The organism is Isoptericola croceus (genome assembly GCF_029382255.1).
In the GTDB taxonomy this organism is placed as follows: domain Bacteria; phylum Actinomycetota; class Actinomycetes; order Actinomycetales; family Cellulomonadaceae; genus Isoptericola; species Isoptericola croceus.
Genome location: NZ_JARLLG010000003.1, coordinates 231,052 through 253,463 on the forward strand (window position 1 = coordinate 231,052; position 22,412 = coordinate 253,463).

General features: G+C 70.1%; 19 protein-coding genes. 2 read left to right on the plus strand and 17 right to left on the minus strand.

Going from position 1 to position 22,412, the window contains the following annotated elements; translation table 11 throughout:
- Positions 1 to 44 precede the first annotated feature (44 nt).
- From PZC42_RS09700 to uvrA, 11 genes are all read right to left on the minus strand, one after another.
- Entirely contained in the window at positions 45 to 413 is a 369-nt protein-coding gene (locus PZC42_RS09700; protein WP_277210456.1) for an RNA polymerase-binding protein RbpA, read from the minus strand.
- A 110-nt stretch (positions 414 to 523) separates the two neighbouring features.
- Positions 524 to 769, minus strand: a complete 246-nt coding sequence (gene secG, locus PZC42_RS09705; RefSeq protein ID WP_277210458.1) for a preprotein translocase subunit SecG — start codon at positions 767 to 769, stop codon at positions 524 to 526.
- Positions 770 to 941: 172 nt separating this feature from the next.
- Entirely contained in the window at positions 942 to 1,709 is a 768-nt protein-coding gene (tpiA, locus tag PZC42_RS09710) for a triose-phosphate isomerase (RefSeq protein WP_277210770.1), read from the minus strand.
- A 67-nt stretch (positions 1,710 to 1,776) separates the two neighbouring features.
- Positions 1,777 to 2,976 carry a phosphoglycerate kinase gene (locus PZC42_RS09715; protein WP_277210460.1) on the minus strand — a complete coding sequence of 400 codons (1,200 nt, stop codon included), beginning with the start codon at positions 2,974 to 2,976 and terminating at the stop codon, positions 1,777 to 1,779.
- Positions 2,977 to 3,117: 141 nt separating this feature from the next.
- On the minus strand, positions 3,118 to 4,122 hold the full coding sequence (gene gap / locus PZC42_RS09720) for a type I glyceraldehyde-3-phosphate dehydrogenase (protein ID WP_277210462.1): 1,005 nt from the start codon (positions 4,120 to 4,122) through the stop codon (positions 3,118 to 3,120).
- Positions 4,123 to 4,370: 248 nt separating this feature from the next.
- A complete protein-coding gene (whiA, locus tag PZC42_RS09725) occupies positions 4,371 to 5,351 on the minus strand; it encodes a DNA-binding protein WhiA (protein WP_277210463.1) in 981 nt (326 codons plus the stop codon).
- A gap of 35 nt (positions 5,352 to 5,386) precedes the next feature.
- The gene (locus PZC42_RS09730) at positions 5,387 to 6,355 is read right to left on the minus strand and encodes a gluconeogenesis factor YvcK family protein (RefSeq protein ID WP_277210772.1); all 969 of its coding nucleotides are present in this window, start codon (positions 6,353 to 6,355) and stop codon (positions 5,387 to 5,389) included.
- A 55-nt stretch (positions 6,356 to 6,410) separates the two neighbouring features.
- Positions 6,411 to 7,346 (minus strand): RNase adapter RapZ, encoded by a 936-nt coding sequence (gene rapZ, locus PZC42_RS09735; protein WP_277210466.1) that lies wholly within the window; start codon positions 7,344 to 7,346, stop codon positions 6,411 to 6,413.
- Positions 7,343 to 9,364 (minus strand): excinuclease ABC subunit UvrC, encoded by a 2,022-nt coding sequence (gene uvrC / locus PZC42_RS09740; protein WP_277210468.1) that lies wholly within the window; start codon positions 9,362 to 9,364, stop codon positions 7,343 to 7,345. Before uvrC ends, rapZ begins: the two co-directional genes overlap by 4 nt.
- A 40-nt stretch (positions 9,365 to 9,404) precedes the next feature.
- Positions 9,405 to 9,914: an OsmC family protein gene (locus tag PZC42_RS09745; RefSeq protein WP_277210470.1), complete on the minus strand. Its 510-nt coding sequence runs from the start codon at positions 9,912 to 9,914 to the stop codon at positions 9,405 to 9,407.
- A gap of 17 nt (positions 9,915 to 9,931) precedes the next feature.
- Positions 9,932 to 12,892 (minus strand): excinuclease ABC subunit UvrA, encoded by a 2,961-nt coding sequence (gene uvrA / locus PZC42_RS09750; RefSeq protein ID WP_277210472.1) that lies wholly within the window; start codon positions 12,890 to 12,892, stop codon positions 9,932 to 9,934.
- Between the two features lie 145 nt (positions 12,893 to 13,037).
- Here uvrA and PZC42_RS09755 point away from each other — a divergent pair, with 145 nt between their 5' ends.
- A complete protein-coding gene (locus PZC42_RS09755; protein WP_277210474.1) occupies positions 13,038 to 13,334 on the plus strand; it encodes a YciI family protein in 297 nt (98 codons plus the stop codon).
- Between the two features lie 24 nt (positions 13,335 to 13,358).
- Here the strand turns inward: PZC42_RS09755 and PZC42_RS09760 are convergent, their stop codons facing one another.
- The 5 genes from PZC42_RS09760 to coaE all read right to left on the minus strand — a co-directional run bounded on the left by PZC42_RS09760 (position 13,359) and on the right by coaE (position 18,807).
- Complete coding sequence (locus tag PZC42_RS09760; protein WP_277210476.1) at positions 13,359 to 13,985, minus strand: hypothetical protein; 627 nt, start codon at positions 13,983 to 13,985, stop codon at positions 13,359 to 13,361.
- Between the two features lie 147 nt (positions 13,986 to 14,132).
- Positions 14,133 to 15,137 (minus strand): TerC family protein, encoded by a 1,005-nt coding sequence (locus PZC42_RS09765; protein WP_277210478.1) that lies wholly within the window; start codon positions 15,135 to 15,137, stop codon positions 14,133 to 14,135.
- 226 nt (positions 15,138 to 15,363) lie between these two features.
- The gene (gene uvrB, locus PZC42_RS09770; protein WP_277210480.1) at positions 15,364 to 17,472 is read right to left on the minus strand and encodes an excinuclease ABC subunit UvrB; all 2,109 of its coding nucleotides are present in this window, start codon (positions 17,470 to 17,472) and stop codon (positions 15,364 to 15,366) included.
- Positions 17,473 to 17,542: 70 nt separating this feature from the next.
- Entirely contained in the window at positions 17,543 to 18,172 is a 630-nt protein-coding gene (locus PZC42_RS09775) for a pyroglutamyl-peptidase I (protein WP_277210482.1), read from the minus strand.
- A complete protein-coding gene (gene coaE, locus PZC42_RS09780) occupies positions 18,169 to 18,807 on the minus strand; it encodes a dephospho-CoA kinase (RefSeq protein WP_277210483.1) in 639 nt (212 codons plus the stop codon). The genes PZC42_RS09775 and coaE overlap by 4 nt, the downstream gene beginning before the upstream one ends.
- 40 nt (positions 18,808 to 18,847) lie before the next feature.
- Here coaE and PZC42_RS09785 point away from each other — a divergent pair, with 40 nt between their 5' ends.
- On the plus strand, positions 18,848 to 20,770 hold the full coding sequence (locus PZC42_RS09785; RefSeq protein WP_438802948.1) for an ABC transporter ATP-binding protein: 1,923 nt from the start codon (positions 18,848 to 18,850) through the stop codon (positions 20,768 to 20,770).
- A 96-nt stretch (positions 20,771 to 20,866) separates the two neighbouring features.
- Here the strand turns inward: PZC42_RS09785 and rpsA are convergent, their stop codons facing one another.
- On the minus strand, positions 20,867 to 22,375 hold the full coding sequence (rpsA, locus tag PZC42_RS09790; protein WP_277210485.1) for a 30S ribosomal protein S1: 1,509 nt from the start codon (positions 22,373 to 22,375) through the stop codon (positions 20,867 to 20,869).
- Positions 22,376 to 22,412 lie beyond the last annotated feature (37 nt).

Genomic DNA, 22,412 nt, shown 5'->3' on the forward strand with positions numbered 1-22,412 from the left:
CGAGGGGCGGCCCTGTTCTCGGGGCCGCCCCTCGCGTGGTGGTCTCAGCGTGCCGTGGCCAGCCCGCCGGACCGCCGGTCTCGCAACGTCGCGAGCGCCTCCTCCAGCAGGGCGGCGCCGTCCGCCTCCGAACGGCGCTCCTTCACGTAGGCCAGGTGCGTCTTGTACGGCTCGTTGCGCAGCGGAGCGGGAGGGTTCGCCTGGTCCTGACCGGCAGGCAACCCGCAGCGCGGACAGTCCCAGTGCTCGGGTGGCTCGAACTCCTCCAACGCCGCGAAACTCGGCCGTGTCTCATGACCGTTGAGACACCAGTAGGAGACCACGGTACGCGGCGCCATCTCACCGCGCTCCTGCTCTCCCATGGGCCCGGCTCCGACGCGCGAGCCACGGATGGCGTGTCCAGCAGATGCCACGTGTCGTCCTCACCTTCGACTCAGTGGGCCCTCGCCCACGGACGATCCTCGTGCCCGACGGCGCCCCGTGCCGTCCGACGCCGCACCCCCGGGAGCGGCTGGTTGGTCCGTCAGCTCACCTTGGTCGCGAGCCCGAGAAGAACGACGACGACGGTCCACACCAGGGCGATGCCCACCGTGATGCGGTTCAGGTTGCGCTCGGCGACACCGGAGCTTCCCGCTGCGCTCGTCATCCCGCCCCCGAACATGTCGGACATGCCGCCGCCCTTGCCCTTGTGCATCAGGATCAGCAGGATCAGGAACGCGCTGGTGAGCACGAGCACGACATTCAGGAAGATGGTCAACGCGTCGAACATGAGTGTCCTCGGTTCTCGGCCGCCTCACGGCGGGCTGACGGTGCCGGGATTGCCCGGCGGGCTCAAGACTAAGTGACGAACGCCTCTCGTGGCGAACCCTTGGCATGACCAAGGGCTGACCGCCACGAGAGGCGTTCTGGGTGGACGGCGCCCGAAGCCCCGCCCTGCGGCGTCAGGCGACGTGCGACTGGTACCGCGCGATCTTCGCGAACTCCTCCGGGTCGAGGCTCGCGCCACCGACCAGCGCACCGTCGACGTCGGGCTGCGCCATGATCTGCGCGACATTGCCCGACTTCACCGAACCGCCGTACAGCACACGGACGCCGGAGGCGAGCTCGGCGTCGTAGAGCTCCGCGAGGCGGGTGCGGACCGCGCCACAGACCTCCTGCGCGTCCTCGGGCGTCGCGACCTCTCCGGTACCGATGGCCCACACGGGTTCGTACGCCACGACGACGTCCTTCGCCTGTGCAGCCGGGACGCCGTCGAGAGCGGCGTCGAGCTGGGCCAGCGTGTGGGCGACCTGGTCGCCCGCCTTGCGCACGTCGAGGCCTTCGCCGACGCACAGGATGGGGGTGATGCCCTTGGCGAACGCCGCCTTGACCTTGGCGTTGACCGCGGCGTCGTCCTCGGCGTGGTACTCACGGCGCTCGGAGTGCCCGACGGCGACGTAGGTGCAGCCGAGGCGCGCGATCATCGCGCCGGAGACCTCACCGGTGTACGCACCGGACTCGTGCTGCGAGAGGTCCTGCGCACCGTAGCGGACCTCGAGCTTGTCGGCGTCGACCAGGGTCTGGACCGACCGCAGGTCGGTGAACGGTGCGAGCACCGCCACCTCCACCGCGGAGTAGTCGTGCGACGCGTCCTTGAGGGTCCATGCGAGCTTCTGGACCGCGGCGATCGCCTCGGCGTGGTCCAGGTTCATCTTCCAGTTGCCTGCCATCAGCGGCGTGCGGTTCGTGGCCACAGTCGTGTCCTTCGTGTCGTGGTGGATGGTCAGCTCGTGACGGTCAGCCCGCGAGAACGGTCAGGCCGGGGAGCTCCTTGCCCTCGAGCAGCTCGAGGCTCGCGCCACCGCCGGTCGAGATGTGGCTGAAGCCGTCCTCGTCGAAGCCGAGGATGCGCACCGCGGCCGCGGAGTCCCCGCCACCGACGATGGAGAAGGCGCCCGTGCCCGTCGCGTCGACGATGCCCTGCGCCACCGCACGGGTCCCACCGGCGAAGGCGTCGAACTCGAAGACGCCCATGGGACCGTTCCAGACGATCGTCCGCGCGTCCGCGAGCTTCGCGGTGAAGAGCTCGCCGGACTCCGGACCGATGTCCAGGCCCATCGTGCCGTCGGGGATCGCGTCGGCCGCGACCGTCGTGTGCGGGGCGTCCGCGGCGAACGAGTCCGCCGCCACGATGTCGGTCGGCAGCACGATCTCGACCCCGTTCTCCTCGGCCTGCGCCAGGTATCCCCGGACGGTCTCGACCTGGTCGACCTCGAGGAGCGAGGCACCGGTCGCGTGCCCCTTGGCGGCGAGGAACGTGAAGACCATCCCACCGCCGATGAGCAGGCGGTCGGCCTTGGTGAGCAGGTTCGCGATGACGCCGAGCTTGTCGGAGACCTTCGAGCCGCCGAGCACGACGGCGTAGGGGCGCTCCGGGTCGGTCGTGGCCCGCGAGAGCGACTCGACCTCCTTCAGCACCAGGTCGCCCGCGGCTGCGGGCAGGAGCTGGGCGATGTCGTACACCGAGGCCTGCTTGCGGTGGACGACACCGAAGCCGTCGGACACGAAGGCGTCCGCGAGCTCAGCGAGCTCGGCGGCCAGCTCCGCGCGCTCGGCGTCGACCTTGGAGGTCTCCCGGGCGTCGAAGCGGACGTTCTCGAGCAGGGCCACCTGGCCGTCGGCCAGGTCCGCGACGGTGGAGCGCGCCGACTCACCGACGAGGTCCGTGGCGAGCGCGACGTCCTGGCCGAGCAGCTCGCCCAGACGAGCCGCCACCGGCGCGAGGGAGAACGTCGGGTCCGGGCTGCCCTTCGGCCGGCCCAGGTGGGCCATGACGACGACGCGCGCACCGCCGTCGGCCAGCCGCTTCAGCGTCGGCAGCGCCGCACGGATGCGGCCGTCGTCCGTGATGGTCGCGCCGTCCAGCGGCACGTTGAAGTCGGAGCGGACGAGGACGCGCCGGCCGCGCAGGTCCCCGAGAGAGTCGATCGTCTTCATGAGCTCACCTCGTGCAGAAAGGTCGGGTGGTGTCGTACTTCCGGTGACACGACGACGTCCGCGGGTGCGGATCGCTCGTCACGAGGACGGGCGGACCGCGCACCCGCGGACGTCGTGGTCATGCTCGGGCGGAACTGTTTCTCAGAGCTTGTCGCCGACGAGCAGCGTCAGCGACACGAGGGAGTTCGAGTAGCCCCACTCGTTGTCGTACCAGGAGACGACCTTGACCTGGTTGCCGATCACCTTGGTGAGCTTGGCGTCGAAGATGCTCTGGTGCGGGTCCGTCACGATGTCGGAGGAGACGATGTCGTCCTCGACGTAGGACAGCACGCCCTTGAGCGGGCCCTCGGCGGCGGCCTTCACCGCGGCGTTGACCTCCTCGACCGTCACGTCCTTCGGCGCCTCGAAGGTGAGGTCCGTGGCCGAGCCGGTGATGACGGGCACGCGCAGGGCGTAGCCGTCGAGCTTGCCCTTGAGCTCGGGCAGCACGAGCGCCACGGCCTTGGCCGCACCGGTCGTCGTGGGAACGATGTTCTGCGCGGCGGCGCGGGCACGACGCAGGTCGCCGTGCGGGCCGTCCTGCAGGTTCTGGTCACCCGTGTAGGCGTGGATCGTGGTCATCAGACCACGCTCGATGCCGATCGAGTCGTTGAGCGCCTTGGCCAGCGGGGCGAGGCAGTTCGTGGTGCACGAGGCGTTCGAGATGATGTGGTGCGCGGCCGGGTCGTACTGGTCGCTGTTCACGCCCATCACGAAGGTCGCGTCCTCGTTCTTCGCCGGGGCGGAGATGATGACCTTCTTGGCGCCGGCGTCGATGTGCGCCTTGGCCTTGGTGGCGTCCGTGAAGAACCCGGTGGACTCGATGACGATGTCCGCACCGAGCTCGGCCCAGGGCAGGTTCGCCGGGTCGCGCTCGGCGAGTGCACGGATCTTGGTGCCGTCGACGATGATGTTGTCGTCGTCGAACTCGACGGTCTTGCCGAAGCGACCCAGCGTGGTGTCGTACTTCAGCAGGTGGGCCAAGGTCTTGTTGTCGGTCAGGTCGTTGACGCCCACGACCTCGATGTCTGCACCCGACTCGGTGAGAGCGCGGTAGAAGTTACGTCCGATGCGGCCGAAGCCGTTGATGCCGACGCGGATGGTCACGATAGCCCTCCTCAGGGCGCGCCGGATCCGGACCGGCGCACACGGTTGATGCCAAACTCAAGCGCGCCCTCGGCGCGCTGGACGAGACGGAGTCACCCCGGAGGTCCCGTGACGCGTAGCCGGGACATCAGCCCAGGGTCACACCGTCGTCACCTGACACCTCGGAGCCTATACCCATCCGTTGCCGGGTGCTGACTCCGGTCGCCCGTGAGACAGGTGGTCGGACCAGTGCCGCCGGCAGCGTCGGATCAGAGGTCCAGCAGGTCAGGAGAGAGCCCGGCCTCGGTGTCCGGGATGCCGAGATCCATCGCGCGCTTGTCGGCCGTCGAGAGCAGCCGACGGATACGACCAGCCACGGCATCCTTGGAGAGCTGGGGGGAGGCGAGCTGGCCGAGCTCCTCCAACGATGCCTGCTTGTGAGCCAGGCGCAGCTCGCCCGCCTCGCGCAGGTGCTCCGGCACCTCGTCCCCGAGGATCTCGAAGGCCCGCTGCACCCGGGCGCCCGCCGCCACCGCCGCCCGCGCGGAGCGGCGCAGGTTCGCGTCGTCGAAGTTCGCCAACCTGTTCGCGGTGCCACGTACTTCGCGGCGAGCGCGGCGCTTCTCCCACGTCTCGCGGGTGACCACGGCGCCCATGCGCCGCAGGACCTCGCTGATGGCGTCGCCGTCGCGCACCACCACACGGTCGATCCCGCGCACCTCGCGAGACTTCGCCTGCACCCCGATGCGACGTGCCGCACCGACCAGCGCGAGCGCCGCCTCCGGGCCGGGGCACGTCACCTCGAGGGACATCGACCGTCCGGGCTCCGTCAGCGACCCGTGCGCGAGGAACGCGCCCCGCCACACGGCCTCGGCCGCGTCCACACCTCCCGAGACGACCTCCGGCGCCAGCCCACGCACCGGACGGCCACGCGAGTCCAGCAGGCCCGTCTGGCGGGCGAGGGACTCGCCGTCGCGGACCACCCGCACGACGTAGCGGTCGTTCTTGCGCAGACCACCGGCCCTGACCACGATCAGCTCGCTGGTGTGCCCGTACAGGTCGACGATCGACCGCCGCAGCCGTGCCGCGGCCGATTCCGAGTCGAGCTCGGCCTCGATCACCACGCGCCCGGAGATGATGTGCAAGCCACCCGAGAACCTGAGCATCGCGGAGACCTCGGCCTTGCGGCACGACGTCCGGGTCACCACGTGCCGGGACAGCTCGTCCTTCACCTCTACCGTCAGCGCCATGGCGTCATCCTGCCACGCGCCCGAGAGGTGCGCCGTCAGCGGTGCGACTCGTCCCGGCCAGGAGCCGGCGGCCCCTCGAACACGTCCCGGTAGGCCGCGGCGAGCCGCAGCGGGTCGTGACGAGGGGTGCCGTCGCCCCGCGCCACGGACGCCACGACGAGCCGCGCGCCGAGGGCCTCGGCCGCCGCCCGCAGCTCCTCGGCGTCGTCGACCGTCGACGGGTCCGCCAGCACGGCGTCGATCCGCAGCTCGGGCGCGTGCCGTCGCAGCGCCGCCAGGTGCGCGGGTGCTGTCAGACCGCGCGTCTCCCCCGGTTCCGCGCTCAGGTTCAGGGTCACGCAACGGCGTGCCGGAGTCGCGTGCAGCGCCGCCGCCAACCCGGGCACGAGCAGATGGACGAGGACCGACGAGTACCACGACCCAGGGCCCAGCACGACCCAGTCCGCGTCCATCACCGCGCGAACGGCCTCAGGGCACGCCGGCGGGTCGACGGGATCCAGACGCAGCTGGTCGATGCGACCGCCGCTGACGGCGACGCTGCTCTGACCGACGACGGTGGTCGACACCCCGCGATCCACGACGTCGGCCTCGACGACGAGCGGCACCGAGGCCATCGGCAGCACACGACCGCGCGCACCGAGCAGGCGTCCGACCCAGTCCAGGCCGGCCACCGTGTTGCCGAGGCGGTCCCACAGCGACACGATGAGCAGGTTGCCCATCGCGTGGCCGTCGAGGTCCCCGCCCGAGGCGAAACGGTGCTGCAGCAGGTCGCTCCACGTCCTGCCCCACTCCGAGTCGTCGCACAGCGCGGCCAGAGCCATGCGCAGGTCACCCGGCGGCAGGACGTCGAGCTCGTCACGCAGCCGTCCCGAGGAACCGCCGTCGTCGGCCACCGTCACCACGGCGGTGAGCCGTTCGGTCAGGAGGCGCAGCGCTCCCAGGCTCGCGGACAGGCCGTGCCCACCACCGAGCGCGACGGTCCGCGGTCCTTCCGGCCCCCCGATGTGACGGGGCGCGAGGTGAGTGCGCGCAGCGCTGTCGTCGGCCGAGCTCAGCGTCCTATTCCTTCCCGAGGTCACGGGCCGCGACCGTGACGCGCTGACCGGCGGCCCGCAGACGTTCGGCGATCTCCCCGGCGATGGCGACGGACCGGTGCTTGCCGCCCGTGCATCCCACGGCGATCGTCACGTACCGCTTCTCCTCGGCGACGTACCCGGCGAGGACCGGCTCGAGCGCGGCGACGTAGCGTTCGACGAACTCCGTGGCACCCGGCCGTCCGAGGACGTAGCTGCGCACCGCCTCGTCCTGTCCCGTGAGGTGGCGCAGCTCGGAGATCCAGTAGGGGTTCGCCAGGAACCGGACGTCCGCCACGTGGTCGGCGTCGAGCGGCAGACCGTACTTGAACCCGAAGGCGACGATGTTGATCCGCAGGGTGTCGACCGAGCCCGCGGCCACGGCGTCGCGCACCTCCTTGGCCAGGTCGTGCACGGACAGGTCGGTGGTGTCGACCACCACGTCCGCCCGCTCGGCGATCGAGTCCAGCACACGACGCTCGGCGGCGATGCCGTCGAGGATGCGACCCTCGCCCTGCAGAGGGTGCGGACGGCGCACGCTCTCGAACCGGCGCACGAGCACCTCGTCGGAGGCGTCCAGGAAGAGGATCCGGTAGGTCACCCCGCCCGATCGCAGGTGGCCGAGCGCCTCGGCCAGCTCCGGGAAGTACTCCCGTCCACGGACGTCGACGACGACGGCGAGCCGCTCGACCGACGAGCCTGCCTTGGTCATCAGGTCGACGAGCGGGACGATCATCAGGGGCGGGAGGTTGTCGACCACGAACCAGTCGAGGTCCTCCAGGACGCCGGCGGCGCGCGTCCGACCCGCGCCGGACATGCCCGTGATGACGAGCACCTCGGGGTCGGCGCGCTCGGGCGCAGGTGTCGCTGCCTCGATCTCGGCGATGCCCTGCGGGACAGTGATGGGCGACGGTTCGCTCATGGGCCCAGCATGCCATCCCGTGTGCCGGGCGAAGCACCGGCAGGTCCGACAGACTCGACCTTCGCCAGAGCCTCGACGACGGCGTCGGCCGTCCGTGCTCCGATCCCCGGGACCTCGGCGATCTCGGCGGCGCTCGCGGCACGCAGGCGTTTGACCGAGCCGAACCGTGCCAGGAGCGCCTGCTGACGAGCGGGACCGAGACCTGGCACGTCGTCGAGCACGGACGACACCATCCCCTTGCTGCGCCGGCGGCGGTGCTGGGCGATGGCGAAACGGTGCGCCTCGTCGCGCACCCGCTGCAGGAGGTACAGACCCTGCGACGCGCGCTGCAGGATGACGGGGTAGTCGTCGTCGGGGACCCAGACCTCCTCCAGCCGCTTCGCCAGCCCGCACAGCGCGACGTCGGTCACCCCGAGCTCCTCGAGCGCGCGGGCGGCGGCGGCCACCTGCGGCGGTCCGCCGTCGACGACGACGAGGTGCGGGGGGTAGGCGAACCGGCGCCGCTCCTCCGGCTCCACCTCGGCCGCGACCGCGCCGGTCACCCCCAGCTCACCGGAGGCGTGCCGGTCCGCCAGGTAGCGCTTGAAGCGCCGCCTGATCACCTCGTACATCGCGGCGGTGTCGTCCGCCGCGCCGTCCCCCTCCGGCCCGCGCACCGAGAAGGACCGGTACTCGCTCTTGCGGGGCAGCCCGTCCTCGAAGACGACCATCGACGCCGACTGGTAGGAGCCCTGCGTGTGCGACACGTCGTAGCACTCGATCCGCAGCGGAGCCTCGTCCAGCCCCAGCGCCTCCTGCAGCTCGGCCAGGGCCTGACTCCTGGTCGTCAGGTCCCCGGCCCGCCGCGTGCGGTGCAGTGCGAGCGCCTGCTCGGCATTCGTGCGCACCGTCTCGGCCAGCTCGCGCTTGTCGCCGCGCTGCGGGACCCGGACGTCGACCCGCGCACCGCGGAGCCCGGTCAGCCATGCCGTGACCTGCTCGAGGTCCGACGGCAAGATCGGCACCAGCACCTCGCGGGGGACGGCGTCCCGCGCCGCCGCACGCGCCTCACGTTCGCTCGCGCCGGGGTCCAGCGAGTCATCCACCGCGCCGTACACCTGCTGCAGCAGGTGCTCGATCAGCTCGGCGTCCGTGATGTCCTCGACCTTCTCCACCACCCAGCCGCGCTGGCCGCGGATCCTTCCTCCGCGCACGTGGAAGACCTGGACCGCAGCCTCCAGCTCGTCGCCGGCCAGAGCGAAGACGTCGGCATCGGTCGCGTCGGACAGCACGACGGCGTTCTTCTCGGTCACGCGCCGCAGGGCGCCCAGGTCGTCGCGCAGCCGGGCGGCCCGCTCGTACTCCAGATGTGCGGCGGCGTCCGCCATCTCGCGCTCGAGCCGTCGGACGAAGCGGGCGGTGTCACCGGCCATGAAGTCGCACAGGTCGCTCGCGAGCTGGTGGTGGTCCTCAGGGGTGATCCGCCCGACGCACGGCGCAGCGCACTTGTCGATGTAGCCGAGCAGGCAGGGCCGACCCGACTGCTCGGCGCGCCGGTACACACCGGCGGAGCAGGTACGGACAGGAAAGACCCGCAGCAGGAGGTCGAGAGTCTCACGGATCGCCCACGCGTGGCCGTAGGGGCCGAAGTACCGGGTGCCAGGCCGCTTCACCCCCCGCATCACCTGAGCACGCGGGATCTCCTCGCCCATGGTCACCGCCAGGTACGGGTACGACTTGTCGTCGCGATACTTGACGTTGAACCGGGGGTCGTACTCCTTGATCCAGGAGTACTCCAGGGCGAGCGCCTCGACCTCGGTGCCGACGACGGTCCACTCGACGGAGGCCGCCGTGGTCACCATCTGCTGGGTCCTGTGATGCAGGTTCGCGACGTCCTGGAAGTAGCTCGACAGGCGCTGGCGCAGGCTCTTCGCCTTGCCCACGTAGATCACCCGGCCGTGCGCGTCACGGAACCGGTAGACACCCGGCGAGGTGGGGATCTCCCCCGGTCGAGGTCGATATGTCGCAGGGTCGGCCATGAGCCCAGGTTAGGTCAGGGAGCCGACAACCCGGCACCGCTCAGGCGGCGGCCTCCACCAGGTGCAGCGGTGCCGGCTCCACGATCACGCTGAAGTTCACGCTGCGAGCCAGGAAGCACAGGGCGTGCGCCCGATGGTGCAGTGCCCGGACGTGCTCGTCGGTGGCTTGATCGCCCGGTTCCGCGACGACGCGCGGGCGCAGCGTGACGTCGGTGAACTGCCCCTCCCCGCGGGCCTCGACCCGCATCGTCCCTGAGGCGTCGTCCACGTACTCCCGCACGGCGAGACCGCTCTCGGCCGCCAGGTGCAGGAACCAGAGCATGTGGCACTGGGCGAGGCTCGCCACGAACAGGTCCTCGGGGCTGAACCGCCTGGGATCACCACGGAACGTCGGGTCCGCCGAACCTGGCAGGACGGGCCGACCGGGCAGGGCGACGTCATGATCGCGCGTGTAGGCGATGTACGACGACGTCACGGTGTCGGCACCGCCCGGCTCGATGTCGGACGCGGGCCAGCTGACTGCTACCGAGTACTCGTGGTGGGCTCCCATGGCCACACCGTAGAGGTTCAGGCCGCGTCGCGCTTGGTGGCTCGCGCCTTCTTGGCGCTCCTGCTCCGCGCGGGCACGGGCGGCGCGGTCGTCGTGACGGGCGGCTCGACCGGGACGTCCGGGTGGGCCGCGAGAACCTCGGCCAGGTAGCGACCGGTGTGACTCTCCTCGACCGTCGCCACGTGCTCCGGGGTGCCCTGTGCCACCACCGTGCCGCCGCCCGAGCCGCCCTCAGGACCCATGTCGACCACCCAGTCGGCACTCTTGATGACGTCCAGGTTGTGCTCGATGACCAGCACGGTGTTGCCCTTGTCGGCCAGGGACTGCAGGACGCCCAGCAGCTTGCGGATGTCCTCGAAGTGCAGACCGGTGGTGGGCTCGTCGAGCACGTAGACGGTGCGACCCGTCGACCTCTTCTGCAGCTCGCTGGCGAGCTTCACGCGTTGCGCCTCGCCCCCGGAAAGGGTCGGGGCGGGCTGACCGAGCCGGACATAGCCGAGGCCGACGTCCACGAGCGTGCTCAGGTGGCGTGAGATCGCGGGGAACGCCGCGAAGAACTCCGCGGCCTCCTCGATCGGCATCGCGAGGACGTCCGCGACCGTCTTGCCCTTGAAGTGGACCTCGAGGGTCTCACGGTTGTACCGAGCACCGTGGCACACCTCGCACGGGACGTAGACGTCGGGCAGGAAGTTCATCTCGATCTTCAGCGTGCCGTCGCCGGAGCACGCCTCGCACCGGCCGCCCTTGACGTTGAAGGAGAACCGTCCCGGACCGTAGCCGCGGACCTTCGCCTCCTCCGTCTCGGCGAAGATCTTGCGGACCCGGTCCCACACCCCCGTGTACGTCGCTGGGTTCGAGCGCGGTGTCCGACCGATCGGACCCTGGTCGACGTGCACCACCTTGTCCAAGTGCTCGACCCCGGTCACCCGCGTGTGACGGCCCGGCACCTGGCGGGCACCGTTGAGCTCGTTGGCCAGGACGGTGTGCAGGATCGTGTTCACCAGCGTGGACTTGCCCGAGCCGGAGACTCCCGTGACGGCCGTCAGCACCCCCAGAGGGAACGAGACCTCGATGTCGCGCAAGTTGTTCTCCCGTGCGCCGACCACGGACACCTGTCGCTTCGGATCCACACCTCGACGCGCCGCCGGCAGGGCGATGCTCCGCCGACCCGACAGATAGGCACCGGTCATCGACCCTTCTGCCTCGAGCAGCCCGGCATAGTCGCCGGAGTGCACGACGTCACCACCGTGCTCGCCGGCACCCGGGCCGACGTCGACGATCCAGTCCGCCGCGCGGATGGTGTCCTCGTCGTGCTCGACGACGATGAGGGTGTTGCCGAGGTCCCGGAGCCTGGTGAGGGTGTCGATGAGTCGACGGTTGTCACGCTGGTGCAGCCCGATGCTGGGCTCGTCGAGCACGTAGAGGACGCCGACCAGGCCGGAGCCGATCTGGGTCGCCAGGCGGATGCGCTGGGCCTCGCCGCCGGACAGCGTGCCGGCCGCCCGCTCCAGCGTGAGGTAGTGCAGACCGACGTCGAGCAGGAACCCCAGCCGTGCGTGGATCTCCTTGAGCACCTCACCGGCGATCGCTGTCTCGCGGGTCCCCAGCTCGAGCGCGTCGAGGTACTCCTTGGCGCCACCGATCGGCATGCGGCAGACGTCCCAGATCGACTTCGAGCCCACCTTGACGGCGAGGACCTCGGGCCTGAGGCGTGCCCCGCGGCACTCCGGGCACGGGACCTCCCGCATGTAGGCCTCGTACCGCTCCTTGGACCAGTCGGACTCCGTCTCGGCGTGCCGACGCTCGATGAACGTCACCGCACCTTCGAACCCGGTCGAGTACTGCCGTTCGCGCCCCCACCGGTTGCGGTACTTGACGTGGACCTGGTGGTTGCGCCCGTGCAGGACGGCGTCCCGCGCCCGCTGCGGCAGTGCCCGCCAGGGCACGTCCATCGAGAACTTCATCTCCTCCGCGAGGGCGACGAGCACCCGTTCGAAGTACTCCGAGGAGGTCTGCGACCACGGCGCGACGGCCCCCTCACGCAGCGTCCGCTCGTGGTCCGGCACGACCAGCTCAGGGTCGACCTCCAGCCGGAACCCGATGCCGGTGCACTCGGGGCAGGCGCCGTACGGCGCGTTGAACGAGAAGGTACGCGGTTCGATCTCGTCCAGGCTCAACGGGTGGTCGTTGGGGCAGGCGCGCTTCTCCGAGTACTTCAGCAGGCTCGGGGCGTCGCCGTCGGCCCCGGGGCCGTCCGAGGAGTCGACGAGGTCGATCATCACCAGCCCGCCCGCGAGCCCCAGTGCCGTCTCGACGGAGTCGGTCAGCCTGCGCTGCACTCCCTCGCGGGCGACGAGCCGGTCCACGACGACCTCGATGTCGTGCTTGACCTTCTTCTCGAGCGCCGGCGGGCTGCTCAGCTGGACGACCTCGCCGTCCACCCGCGCGCGGGAGAAACCCTGCGTCTGCAGGTCGGCGAAGAGCTCGGTGTACTCCCCCTTGCGCCCACGGACCACCGGTGCCAGCACCTGGTACCGGCTGCCCGCGGGCAGCTCCAGGATCTTGTCCACGATCTGCTGCGGGGTCTGGGCCTGGACACGCTCGTCGCACACCGGACAGTGCTGGGTCCCAGCGCGCGAGAAGAGCAGCCGGAGGTAGTCGTAGACCTCCGTGATGGTCCCGACCGTCGAGCGCGGGTTGCGGTTGGTCGACTTCTGGTCGATCGAGACCGCCGGGCTCAGCCCTTCGATGAAGTCGACGTCCGGCTTGTCCATCTGCCCGAGGAACTGCCGCGCATAAGCGGACAACGACTCGACGTAGCGCCGTTGCCCCTCGGCGAAGATCGTGTCGAAGGCCAAGGAGGACTTCCCCGAACCGCTCAGGCCGGTGAAGACGATCAGCGAGTCCCGCGGCAGGTCGAGGTCGACGTTGCGCAGGTTGTGCTCGCGGGCACCGGAGACGACGAGGCGATTGCTCACCGCAGCATCGTACGGCCCGACACCCACACTCGTACAGGTGTTCCATGTCACGCCGCGCAACCGCCACCCGGGCCACCACCCGGACGCCCGCCTCGCGCTCTGGACTCCTGCCCTCGCTCCGCGACAGGGATGCTTGGATGGCACCATGACCGTCTATGCCGTGACCTACGACTACGCCGCTGACAGCACCGCCGCCCGTGACCGGGTCCGCCCCGCGCACCGCGACCACCTGCAGGCGCTGCGCGCCGAGGGGTCGGTGCTGGTGTCCGGTCCGCTTCCCGCCACGGACACCGACCCGGACGGGGCGCTGATCGTCGTCGCCGCATCGTCGGCGTCGGCCGCGACGGCGCTGCTCGACGACGACCCGTTCCGCCGCGAGGGCCTCGTCGCCCGGGTGTCCGTGCGCGAGTGGGTGCCGGTCATCGGCGGCTTCGCGGCCTGAGCCGCGCCGCGCCGACGACCCCTGTCACGAGGACCTGACGGACCTCGCCGCGTAGAACTGTGACGACGCGGGCTGCCACATGAGCACGACGGTGGTGATGACGAGCGCGAGCTGGACGAGACCCATCACCTGCTGGACCGCCACCCCGATCTGTCCGAGGCTGAACAGGAAGTTCAGCACGTAGACGCCGGCGAGGACGGTGCTCAGGATCCGCGCCCACGACCTGCCCTGGCCGTTCTTGACGGCCATCCAGCACCACAGGCCGACGCCGACGACAGCGCCTACCACGAGGGAGCCGACGAGCACGGCGTCCATCGCGTCGAGGAACCCGGGCGTGGCCAGCTCCGCCATGCCCTGGGCAACCAGCTCCTGCGCCATCGCCTCGCGCATCGTGTCGAGCATGAGGAGACCGAGGACGGCGCCGAGGACGGTCAGGACGGCGCCACCCCACATCAGCTGCACGGCGAGGATCAGGCTTCTCGGCCGGTCGACCGGCTGGGGCAGCTGGTACGGCTGATACGGCTGACCACCGACGTAGCCGTCCGCGGGGAGGTACTGGCCGTACACCGGCTGGCCGCTCCGGTCGCCGCTCGACGGCGGCCCGTCAGGTCCACCGGGCGGCGTCCAGTGCGGGTTCGTGCTGTCGGACACGATGAGACTCCTCGTCGAACAGAAGGCCCGGCACGGTGGGCCGGGCATGTGGTCAGCGCGGGACGCGCCCTGCATCCTCGGATCCTACGGGGACGGCCTCCCCTGTCGCACCGTCCGACGACCAGGAACAGTCGGGCAGCTCGTGGGTCAGCGGTCACCCGTCCCGAGACCCACACCGACCCGCTGGTCACGACGGCTCTTCATGAGGGAGGCCACCGTCGTGACGGCCAGCACCACCACGATGAACGACAACGAGTAGCTGGTGGGGATCTCCGGGATCACCTCGACGTGCTCACCACCGTTGACGAACGGCAGCTCGTTGGTGTGCAGAGCATGGATGATCAGCTTGAGCCCGATGAACCCGAGGATCGCCGCCAGCCCGTAGTTGAGGAACACGAGCTTGTCGAGCAGCCCGTCGACGAGGAAGTACAGCTGGCGCAGGCCGAGCAGCGAGAAGGCGTTGGCCGCGAAGACCAGGTACGTCTCCTGCGTCAGCCCGAAGATCGCCGGGATCGAGTCGACGGCGAAGAGCAGGTCGGCGCTGCCGATCGCGATCATGACGATGAGCATCGGCGTGATGTATCGCCTGCCGTCGAAGCGGACCGTCATCCGGTGGTCGACGTAGTCGTCCGTGGTCCGGAAGAACCGCCGGGTCAGCCGCAGCGCGGCGTTCTCGGTGAACTCCTCCTCGTGCGCCGTACCCGCCCGGGCCTGGGCGATCGCGGTCCACACGAGGAACGCGCCGAACACGTAGAAGATCCAGGCGAAGTGCGCGATGAGGGCCGCTCCGGCCAGGATGAAGATCGTGCGCAGCACCAGCGCGATGGTGATACCGACCAGCAGCACTCGTTGCTGGTGCTCGCGGGGCACGCGGAAGCTGGTCATGATGAGGACGAACACGAAGAGGTTGTCGACGCTGAGCGACTTCTCCGTGATGTAGCCGGCGAAGTACTCACCACCGTACTGGCTGCCCCAGCCGGCGAACACGATCACACCGAAGACGAGAGCCACCCCCACGTAGGCGAGCGACCACCAGGTCGATTCCTTGAGGGTCGGCACGTGCGGCGTGCGCACGTGCCCGAGGTAGTCCACGGCGAGCATCGCGACGATCGCACCGACGGTGACGATCCAGACCCAGACGGGCACATCCATGACAAGTCCTTCCGGCACGCATGACGGGGCACCGGAGGTCTCTCTCACCCGCGGACGTCCAGGGTGGGTGAGACCGAACCGGCATCGACGCCGGTCGTACTGACGACCTCACCACTTGGGAGATACTCCCCTCCAACGAGCGCCCAGCATACGGCACGGCGCCGGCCCGGCCGGTGCGGCGGCGGGTCGTGAAGTCAGGTCGGCACCTCGGAGGGCGTCCCGGGCGTCAGCCCGTCGCCGCCCGCATCTGGCGCAGCTCCTTCTTCAGCCCACCGATCTCGTCGCGCAGCCGTGCGGCCACCTCGAACTGCAGCTCGGCCGCAGCGGCATGCATCTGGTCGCTGAGCTCCTGGATGAGCTCGGCGAGCTCCTCCGCGGCGAGCCCCGCCAGCCTGTTGCCCGACGTCGAGGCCTCCTTCGGCGACCCTGGCACGGGCGCCTTCGTCCGACTGTCGCCAGGCGTCCTGCGATAGCCACCGGCCAGCAGCTCCGCGGTGTCGATGTCCTCACGCGCCAGCATGTCGGTGACGTCGGCGATCCGCTTGCGCAGCGGCTGCGGGTCGATGCCGCGCTCGGCGTTGTAGGCCTTCTGCTTCTCGCGCCGACGGTTCGTCTCGTCGAGCGCGAACTGCATCGCCGGGGTCACCTTGTCGGCGTACATGTGCACCTGCCCCGTGACGTTGCGGGCGGCGCGGCCGATGGTCTGGATCAGGGACCGTTCGGACCGCAGGAATCCCTCCTTGTCCGCGTCGAGGATCGCCACCAGCGAGACCTCCGGCAGGTCGAGCCCCTCGCGCAGGAGGTTGATGCCGACCAGCACGTCGTACTCCCCCATGCGCAGCTCGCGCAGCAGCTCGACGCGTCGCAACGTGTCGACCTCGGAGTGCAGGTAGCGCACCCGTACGTCCTTGCCCAGCAGGTAGTCGGTGAGGTCCTCGGCCATCTTCTTGGTCAGGGTGGTGACCAGTACCCGCTCGTTGCGCTCCACACGGTCGCGGATCTCGCCCAGCAGGTCGTCGATCTGTCCCGTGGTGGGCTTGACGACGACCTCGGGATCGACGAGACCGGTGGGCCGGATGATCTGCTCGACCACGCCGTCCGACATCGACAGCTCGTAGTTCCCCGGGGTGGCGGACAGGTAGACCGTCTGCCCGATGCGCTCGACGAACTCCTCCCAGCGCAGCGGCCGGTTGTCCATCGCGCTCGGCAGGCGGAAACCATGGTCGACCAACGAGCGCTTGCGCGACATGTCGCCCTCGAACATCGCACCGATCTGCGGGACGGTCACGTGCGACTCGTCGATGACGAGCAGGAAGTCTTCCGGAAAGTAGTCGAGCAGCGTGTTCGGCGGCGTGCCACCCTCCCGGCCGTCGATGTGCCGGGAGTAGTTCTCGATGCCGTTGCACGTCCCGATGGTGCGCATCATCTCGATGTCGTAGGTGGTGCGCATGCGCAACCGCTGGGCCTCCAGCAGCTTGTTCTGCTTCTCCAGGTCCGCCAGCCGGGTCTCGAGCTCGGCCTCGATGCTCCCGATCGCCCGCTCCATCCGCTCCGGACCTGCCACGTAGTGCGTCGCCGGGAACAGGTAGACGCTCTGCTCGGTACGGATGACCTCACCCGTGAGCGGGTGCAACGTCTGGATCGTCTCGATCTCGTCGCCGAACATCTCGATCCGGACCGCCAGCTCCTCGTACACCGGGATGATCTCCACGGTGTCGCCCCGCACCCGGAAGGTCCCCCGCGTGAAGGCCATGTCGTTGCGGGAGTACTGCATCTGCACGAACCGACGGAGCATCTCGTCGCGGTCGACGACGTCGCCGACCTGCAGCCGCACCATCCGGTCCACGTACTCCTGCGGTGTGCCGAGGCCGTAGATGCACGACACGGAGGCCACCACGACCGTGTCGCGCCGGGTCAGCAGGTTCGACGTCGCCGAGTGCCGCAGACGCTCCACCTCGTCGTTGATCGACGAGTCCTTCTCGATGTAGGTGTCCGTCTGCGCGATGTACGCCTCGGGCTGGTAGTAGTCGTAGTACGACACGAAGTACTCGACGGCGTTGTTGGGCAACAGCTCGCGGAACTCCGTGGCGAGCTGTGCCGCCAACGTCTTGTTCGGCGCCATGATGAGCGTCGGCCGTTGCAGCTTCTCGATCAACCAGGCGGTCGTCGCGCTCTTGCCGGTACCGGTGGCGCCCAGCAGGACGACATCCTTCTCACCCGCCTGGATCCGCTCCGCGAGAGCTCCGATCGCCGTCGGCTGGTCACCGCTGGGCTCATAGTCCGAGATCACCTCGAAGGGAGCCACGGTTCGCTGCAGGTCGGTCACGGGTCGCATACCCCCCACCGTAGGCCGGGCCACCGACAGCCGCCCCGTCGAGACCGGCCGGGCCGGGGCGGTCGGTCGCTCAGTGCTCGGCCCCGGCGGCGACGGGCAGGTCGACGACGAGCCCGGCGCGGTGGTCCGCGGCCGTGCGCACCACGATCCCCAGGGCGCGTGCCGCCGTGACAGCGTCGACGACGTCGCCGGCCGGCACGTGGACGAAGCCGGCCGGCACGCCCGTGCCAGCCACCGCGTGCGCCAGCGCGTAGAAGGTCGCGTTGCAGACGTAGGTGCCGGCGGTGTTGCTCACGCTCACCGGGATACCCGCCTCCCGGACGGCGACGAGGATCGCCTTGAGGGGCAGAGAGCTCAGGTGGGCGACGGGACCACCGACGACCACGGGCTCGTCCACCGGGGACCGCCCCGCGTTGTCGGGGATCCGGGCGTCGGCGACGTTGATCGCGACCCGTTCGAGCCGGACCGTGCTGGCACCCGTGGCAAGCCCGGTGCAGACCACGACCTGCGGCGCGTGCTCGGCGAGCAGCTCCCGCACCCTTGCTCTGGCCCCGTCGAACGTGACGGGCAGCCGGGCCACCACCAGCTCCTCGGGATGTCCTGCCGCGGCCCAGCGGGCGGCCAGCTCCTGGACCGCCTCCCAGGACTCGTTGACGGAGGCGCCGTCGAACGGCTCGAAACCCGTGACGAGGATCTTCACGCCCGCTCGTCCTCCTCGGCAGCCAGCTCCTGCTCGACCTCTTCGGCCACCCGCGCCCACAGCTCGTCGACCTGTGCCCGGAGCTCGTCCGGCGTGCCGGCCCCGTCGAGGACGACGTCGGCCACCGCCAGGCGCTCCTCGTCGTCCGCCTGTGCCGCGACCCGCGACCTGGCCTCCGCCTCGGTCAGCGACCGCCCGTTCACGAGCCGCCCGACGCGCTGCGCTGCCGGGGCGTCGACGACCGCGAGCAGGTGGAACCGTTCGGCCTGGCCTGTCTCGACGAGCAGCGGGACGTCGTGCACGACGACGGCGCGCGGGTCTGCGGCGCCGGCCGCGGCCTCCTGCTCGGCAGCCAGTCGGCGGACCTGCGGGTGCACGATGCGCTCGAGCCGCTCGCGCGCCGCCGGGTCGTCGAAGACGAGCCGTCCCAGGGCGGGCCGGTCCAGCGCACCGTCGGGGGCGATCATCTGCTCACCGAACGCCTCGGCCACCTCGGCGAGGCCGACCGACCCGGGCGCGACCGCCTCGCGCGCCAGGAGGTCGTGATCGATTACGACGGCACCCAGCTCCCTGAGCCGACGGGCGGCGACGGACTTGCCTGCAGCGATACCACCGGTGAGACCAATGCGGAACATGGGCCCATCCTGCCCTCGCCGTAGGCTTCACGCCATGAGCATGGGTGGGCAGGGATCCGGCGGTCGGCCTGGCGGCGGTGGCGGCATGGGCGGACCGCTGAGGTCCTACGTACAGGACGCGTCCGTGCGCCGCCGTCGGCTGCCTCGCGAGACGCTCCGCCGTATCCTCGCGTTCGCGCGGCCGTACCGCGGCCGGCTCATCCTCTTCATCGCGCTCCTGCTGGTCAGCGCTGCGGCGGGCGCGGCCGTACCGCTGCTGTTCCGCAGGCTGATCGACGAGGGCATCGGCGGCGGGGACCGCGAGACCGTGCTCCTCATGTCGGCCGCGGCGGTCGGCCTCGCCCTCCTGACGGCGCTGCTGGCCCTCGCCGAACGGTGGGTCTCCGCCGTCGTCGGCGAGGAGCTCATCGTCGACCTGCGCACCAGCGTCTTCGACCACGTGCAGCGCATGCCCCTGGCATTCTTCTCCCGCGCACGCACCGGGGCACTGGTGCAGCGGCTCAACGGCGACGTGCTCGGGGCTCAGCAGGCCTTCACCTCCACGTTGCAGACGGTGGTCTCCAACGGGCTCACGATCGTCTTCACCCTCGCGGCGATGTTCGTGATGTCGTGGAGCCTCACCCTCCTGTCGCTGGTGCTCCTGCCGGCGTTCGTCCTGCCTGCCCGGTGGTTCGGGCGCCGGATCGCCACCCTGGCGCGTCGCGGCTACGAGCTCGACGCCGACGCCGGGCAGCTCATGAACGAGCGCTTCAACGTCGCCGGGGCTCACCTCGCGAAGGTCTTCGGCGACCCCGACCGCGAGGCGGCCCGGTATGCCGACCAGGCCCGTGCACTGCGGGACGTCGGCGTCGCCCGGGCACTGTACTCCACCTGGTTCCGGATCGGGCTGACCACTCTCGCCTCCGTCGCCATCGCCGTCGTGTACGGCGTCGGCGGGCTGCAGGCGATCGCCGGCGAGCTCACGGTCGGCACGATCGTCGCGCTCACGGCCTATCTCGGGCGCCTCTACGGCCCCCTGAGCGCGATGTCCAACGTCCAGATCGACGTCATGACCGCGCTCGTCAGCTTCGAGCGCGTCCTCGAGGTGCTCGACCTGGAACCGACGGTGGCCGAGAAGCCCGGCGCGCGGAACCTTCGCGAGGCGGTGGCCGAGCGTGGTGCGGGCATCGAGCTCGACCAGGTGACGTTCCGCTACCCCCGGGCGGACGAGGTCTCGCTCGCGTCGCTCGAGTCCGTCGCCACCGTGCCGAAGGACCCTCCGTCCACGACCCTGCGCGACGTCACCTTCTCGGTGCCGGCCGGCTCGATGGTCGCACTGGTCGGTCGGTCGGGGGCCGGCAAGACCACCGTCTCCCAGCTCGTGGTCCGGATGTACGACCCGACCTCCGGCGTCGTGCGGATCGCCGGACAGGACCTGCGCGACGTCACGGCCGCGTCCCTCCGCGCGACCGTCGGGGTCGTGTCGCAGGAGGCCCACCTCTTCCATGACACCGTCGCGGGCAACCTGCGGTACGCCCGCCCCGAGGCGACCGACGCCGAGCTGACCCGTGCACTGCAGCAGGCACGGATCTGGGACCTGGTCGCACGCATGCCCGAAGGCTTGGAGACCGTCGTCGGGGACCGCGGGTACCGTCTCTCCGGCGGGGAACGTCAGCGTCTGGCGATCGCGAGGCTGCTGCTCAAGGCACCCGACGTCGTGGTGCTCGACGAGGCGACCGCCCACCTGGACTCCGAGTCCGAGGCAGCCGTGCAGGCGGCGCTCGACGAGGCGCTCGCCGGCCGCACCTCGCTCGTCATCGCGCACCGGCTCTCGACCGTGCGGGCTGCCGACGCCATTGTGGTGCTCGACGACGGCGCGGTCGTGGAGCGAGGGACGCACGCGGAGCTGCTGGAGTCGAGCGGGCTGTACGCCGAGCTGTACCGCACGCAGTTCGCCGACCTCGACGACCCGTCGCCGGCATAGCGAGGCCGGGACGCCGAGAGGGTGCATGCACACGATCGTGTGCATGCACCCTCTCTGTCTCGGCGTGCCGGCCTCGCTAGCTCGGCCGGCACCGGCTCAGTTGCCGGTCAGCTTCTCACGGAGCGCGGCGAGCGCCTCGTCGGAAGCCAGCGTGCCGCCGGTCTCCTCCTGCTGCACCGGAGCAGCCGAGGAGTAGGACGACGACGCCGTGGACGACGAGGACGACGAACCGCTGCTCGAACCGCTGGAGACGACGTCTCCGGCGGCGGCGTCGGCGTCGGCCGACAGCGCCGCGCGGACCTGCTCGCGGTGCGACTCCCAGCGGGCGTGCGCCTTGGCGTACTCCGCCTCCCAGGCCTCACGCTGCGTCTCGAAGCCCTCGAGCCACTCGTTGGTCTCCGGGTCGAAGCCTTCGGGGTACTTGTACTCCCCGTTCTCGTCGTAGTCGGCAGCCATGCCGTAGAGCGCCGGGTCGAAGTCCTCGGACTCCGGGTCCATGCCCTCGTTGGCCTGCTTGAGCGACAGCGAGATCCGGCGACGCTCGAGGTCGATGTCGATGACCTTGACGAAGACCTCGGCACCCACCTGGACGACCTGCTCGGGCAGCTCGACGTGGCGGACCGCCAGCTCGGAGATGTGCACGAGGCCCTCGATGCCGTCCTCGACACGGACGAACGCACCGAACGGCACCAGCTTGGTGACCTTGCCCGGCACGACCTGGCCGATGGCGTGCGTGCGGGCGAAGGTCTGCCACGGGTCCTCCTGCGTCGCCTTCAGCGACAGGGAGACACGCTCGCGGTCGAAGTCGACGTCGAGCACCTCGACGGTGACCTCCTGGCCGACCTCGACGACCTCGGACGGGTGGTCGATGTGCTTCCAGGAGAGCTCGGAGACGTGCACGAGGCCGTCCACGCCGCCCAGGTCGACGAACGCGCCGAAGTTGACGATCGACGAGACGACGCCGGGGCGCACCTGGCCCTTCTGCAGGGTCTGCAGGAAGGTGGAGCGGACCTCGGACTGCGTCTGCTCGAGCCACGCGCGGCGCGACAGGACCACGTTGTTGCGGTTCTTGTCGAGCTCGATGATCTTGGCCTCGATCTCCTTGCCGACGTACGGCGCGAGGTCGCGGACGCGGCGCATCTCCACCAGGGAGGCGGGGAGGAAGCCGCGCAGGCCGATGTCCAGGATGAGGCCGCCCTTGACGACCTCGATGACGGTGCCGGTGACGACGCCGTCCTCTTCCTTGATCTTCTCGATCGTGCCCCAGGCGCGCTCGTACTGGGCGCGCTTCTTGGACAGGATCAGGCGACCCTCCTTGTCCTCCTTCTGGAGGACGAGAGCCTCGACGGCGTCACCGACGGTGACGACCTCGCCCGGGTCCACGTCGTGCTTGATGGAGAGCTCACGCGACGGGATCACGCCCTCCGTCTTGTAGCCGATGTCGAGGAGGACCTCGTCGCGGTCGACCTTGACGATCGTGCCTTCGACGATGTCACCATCGTTGAAGTACTTGATGGTGGCGTCGACGGCGGCAAGGAAGTCTTCCTCGGTGCCGATGTCGTTGACGGCGACCTGCGGGGCGGACTTCGTGGTGGAGATGGTCATTGAGTAGTTGCTCCGATGCGGACAGGACATAGTGCGG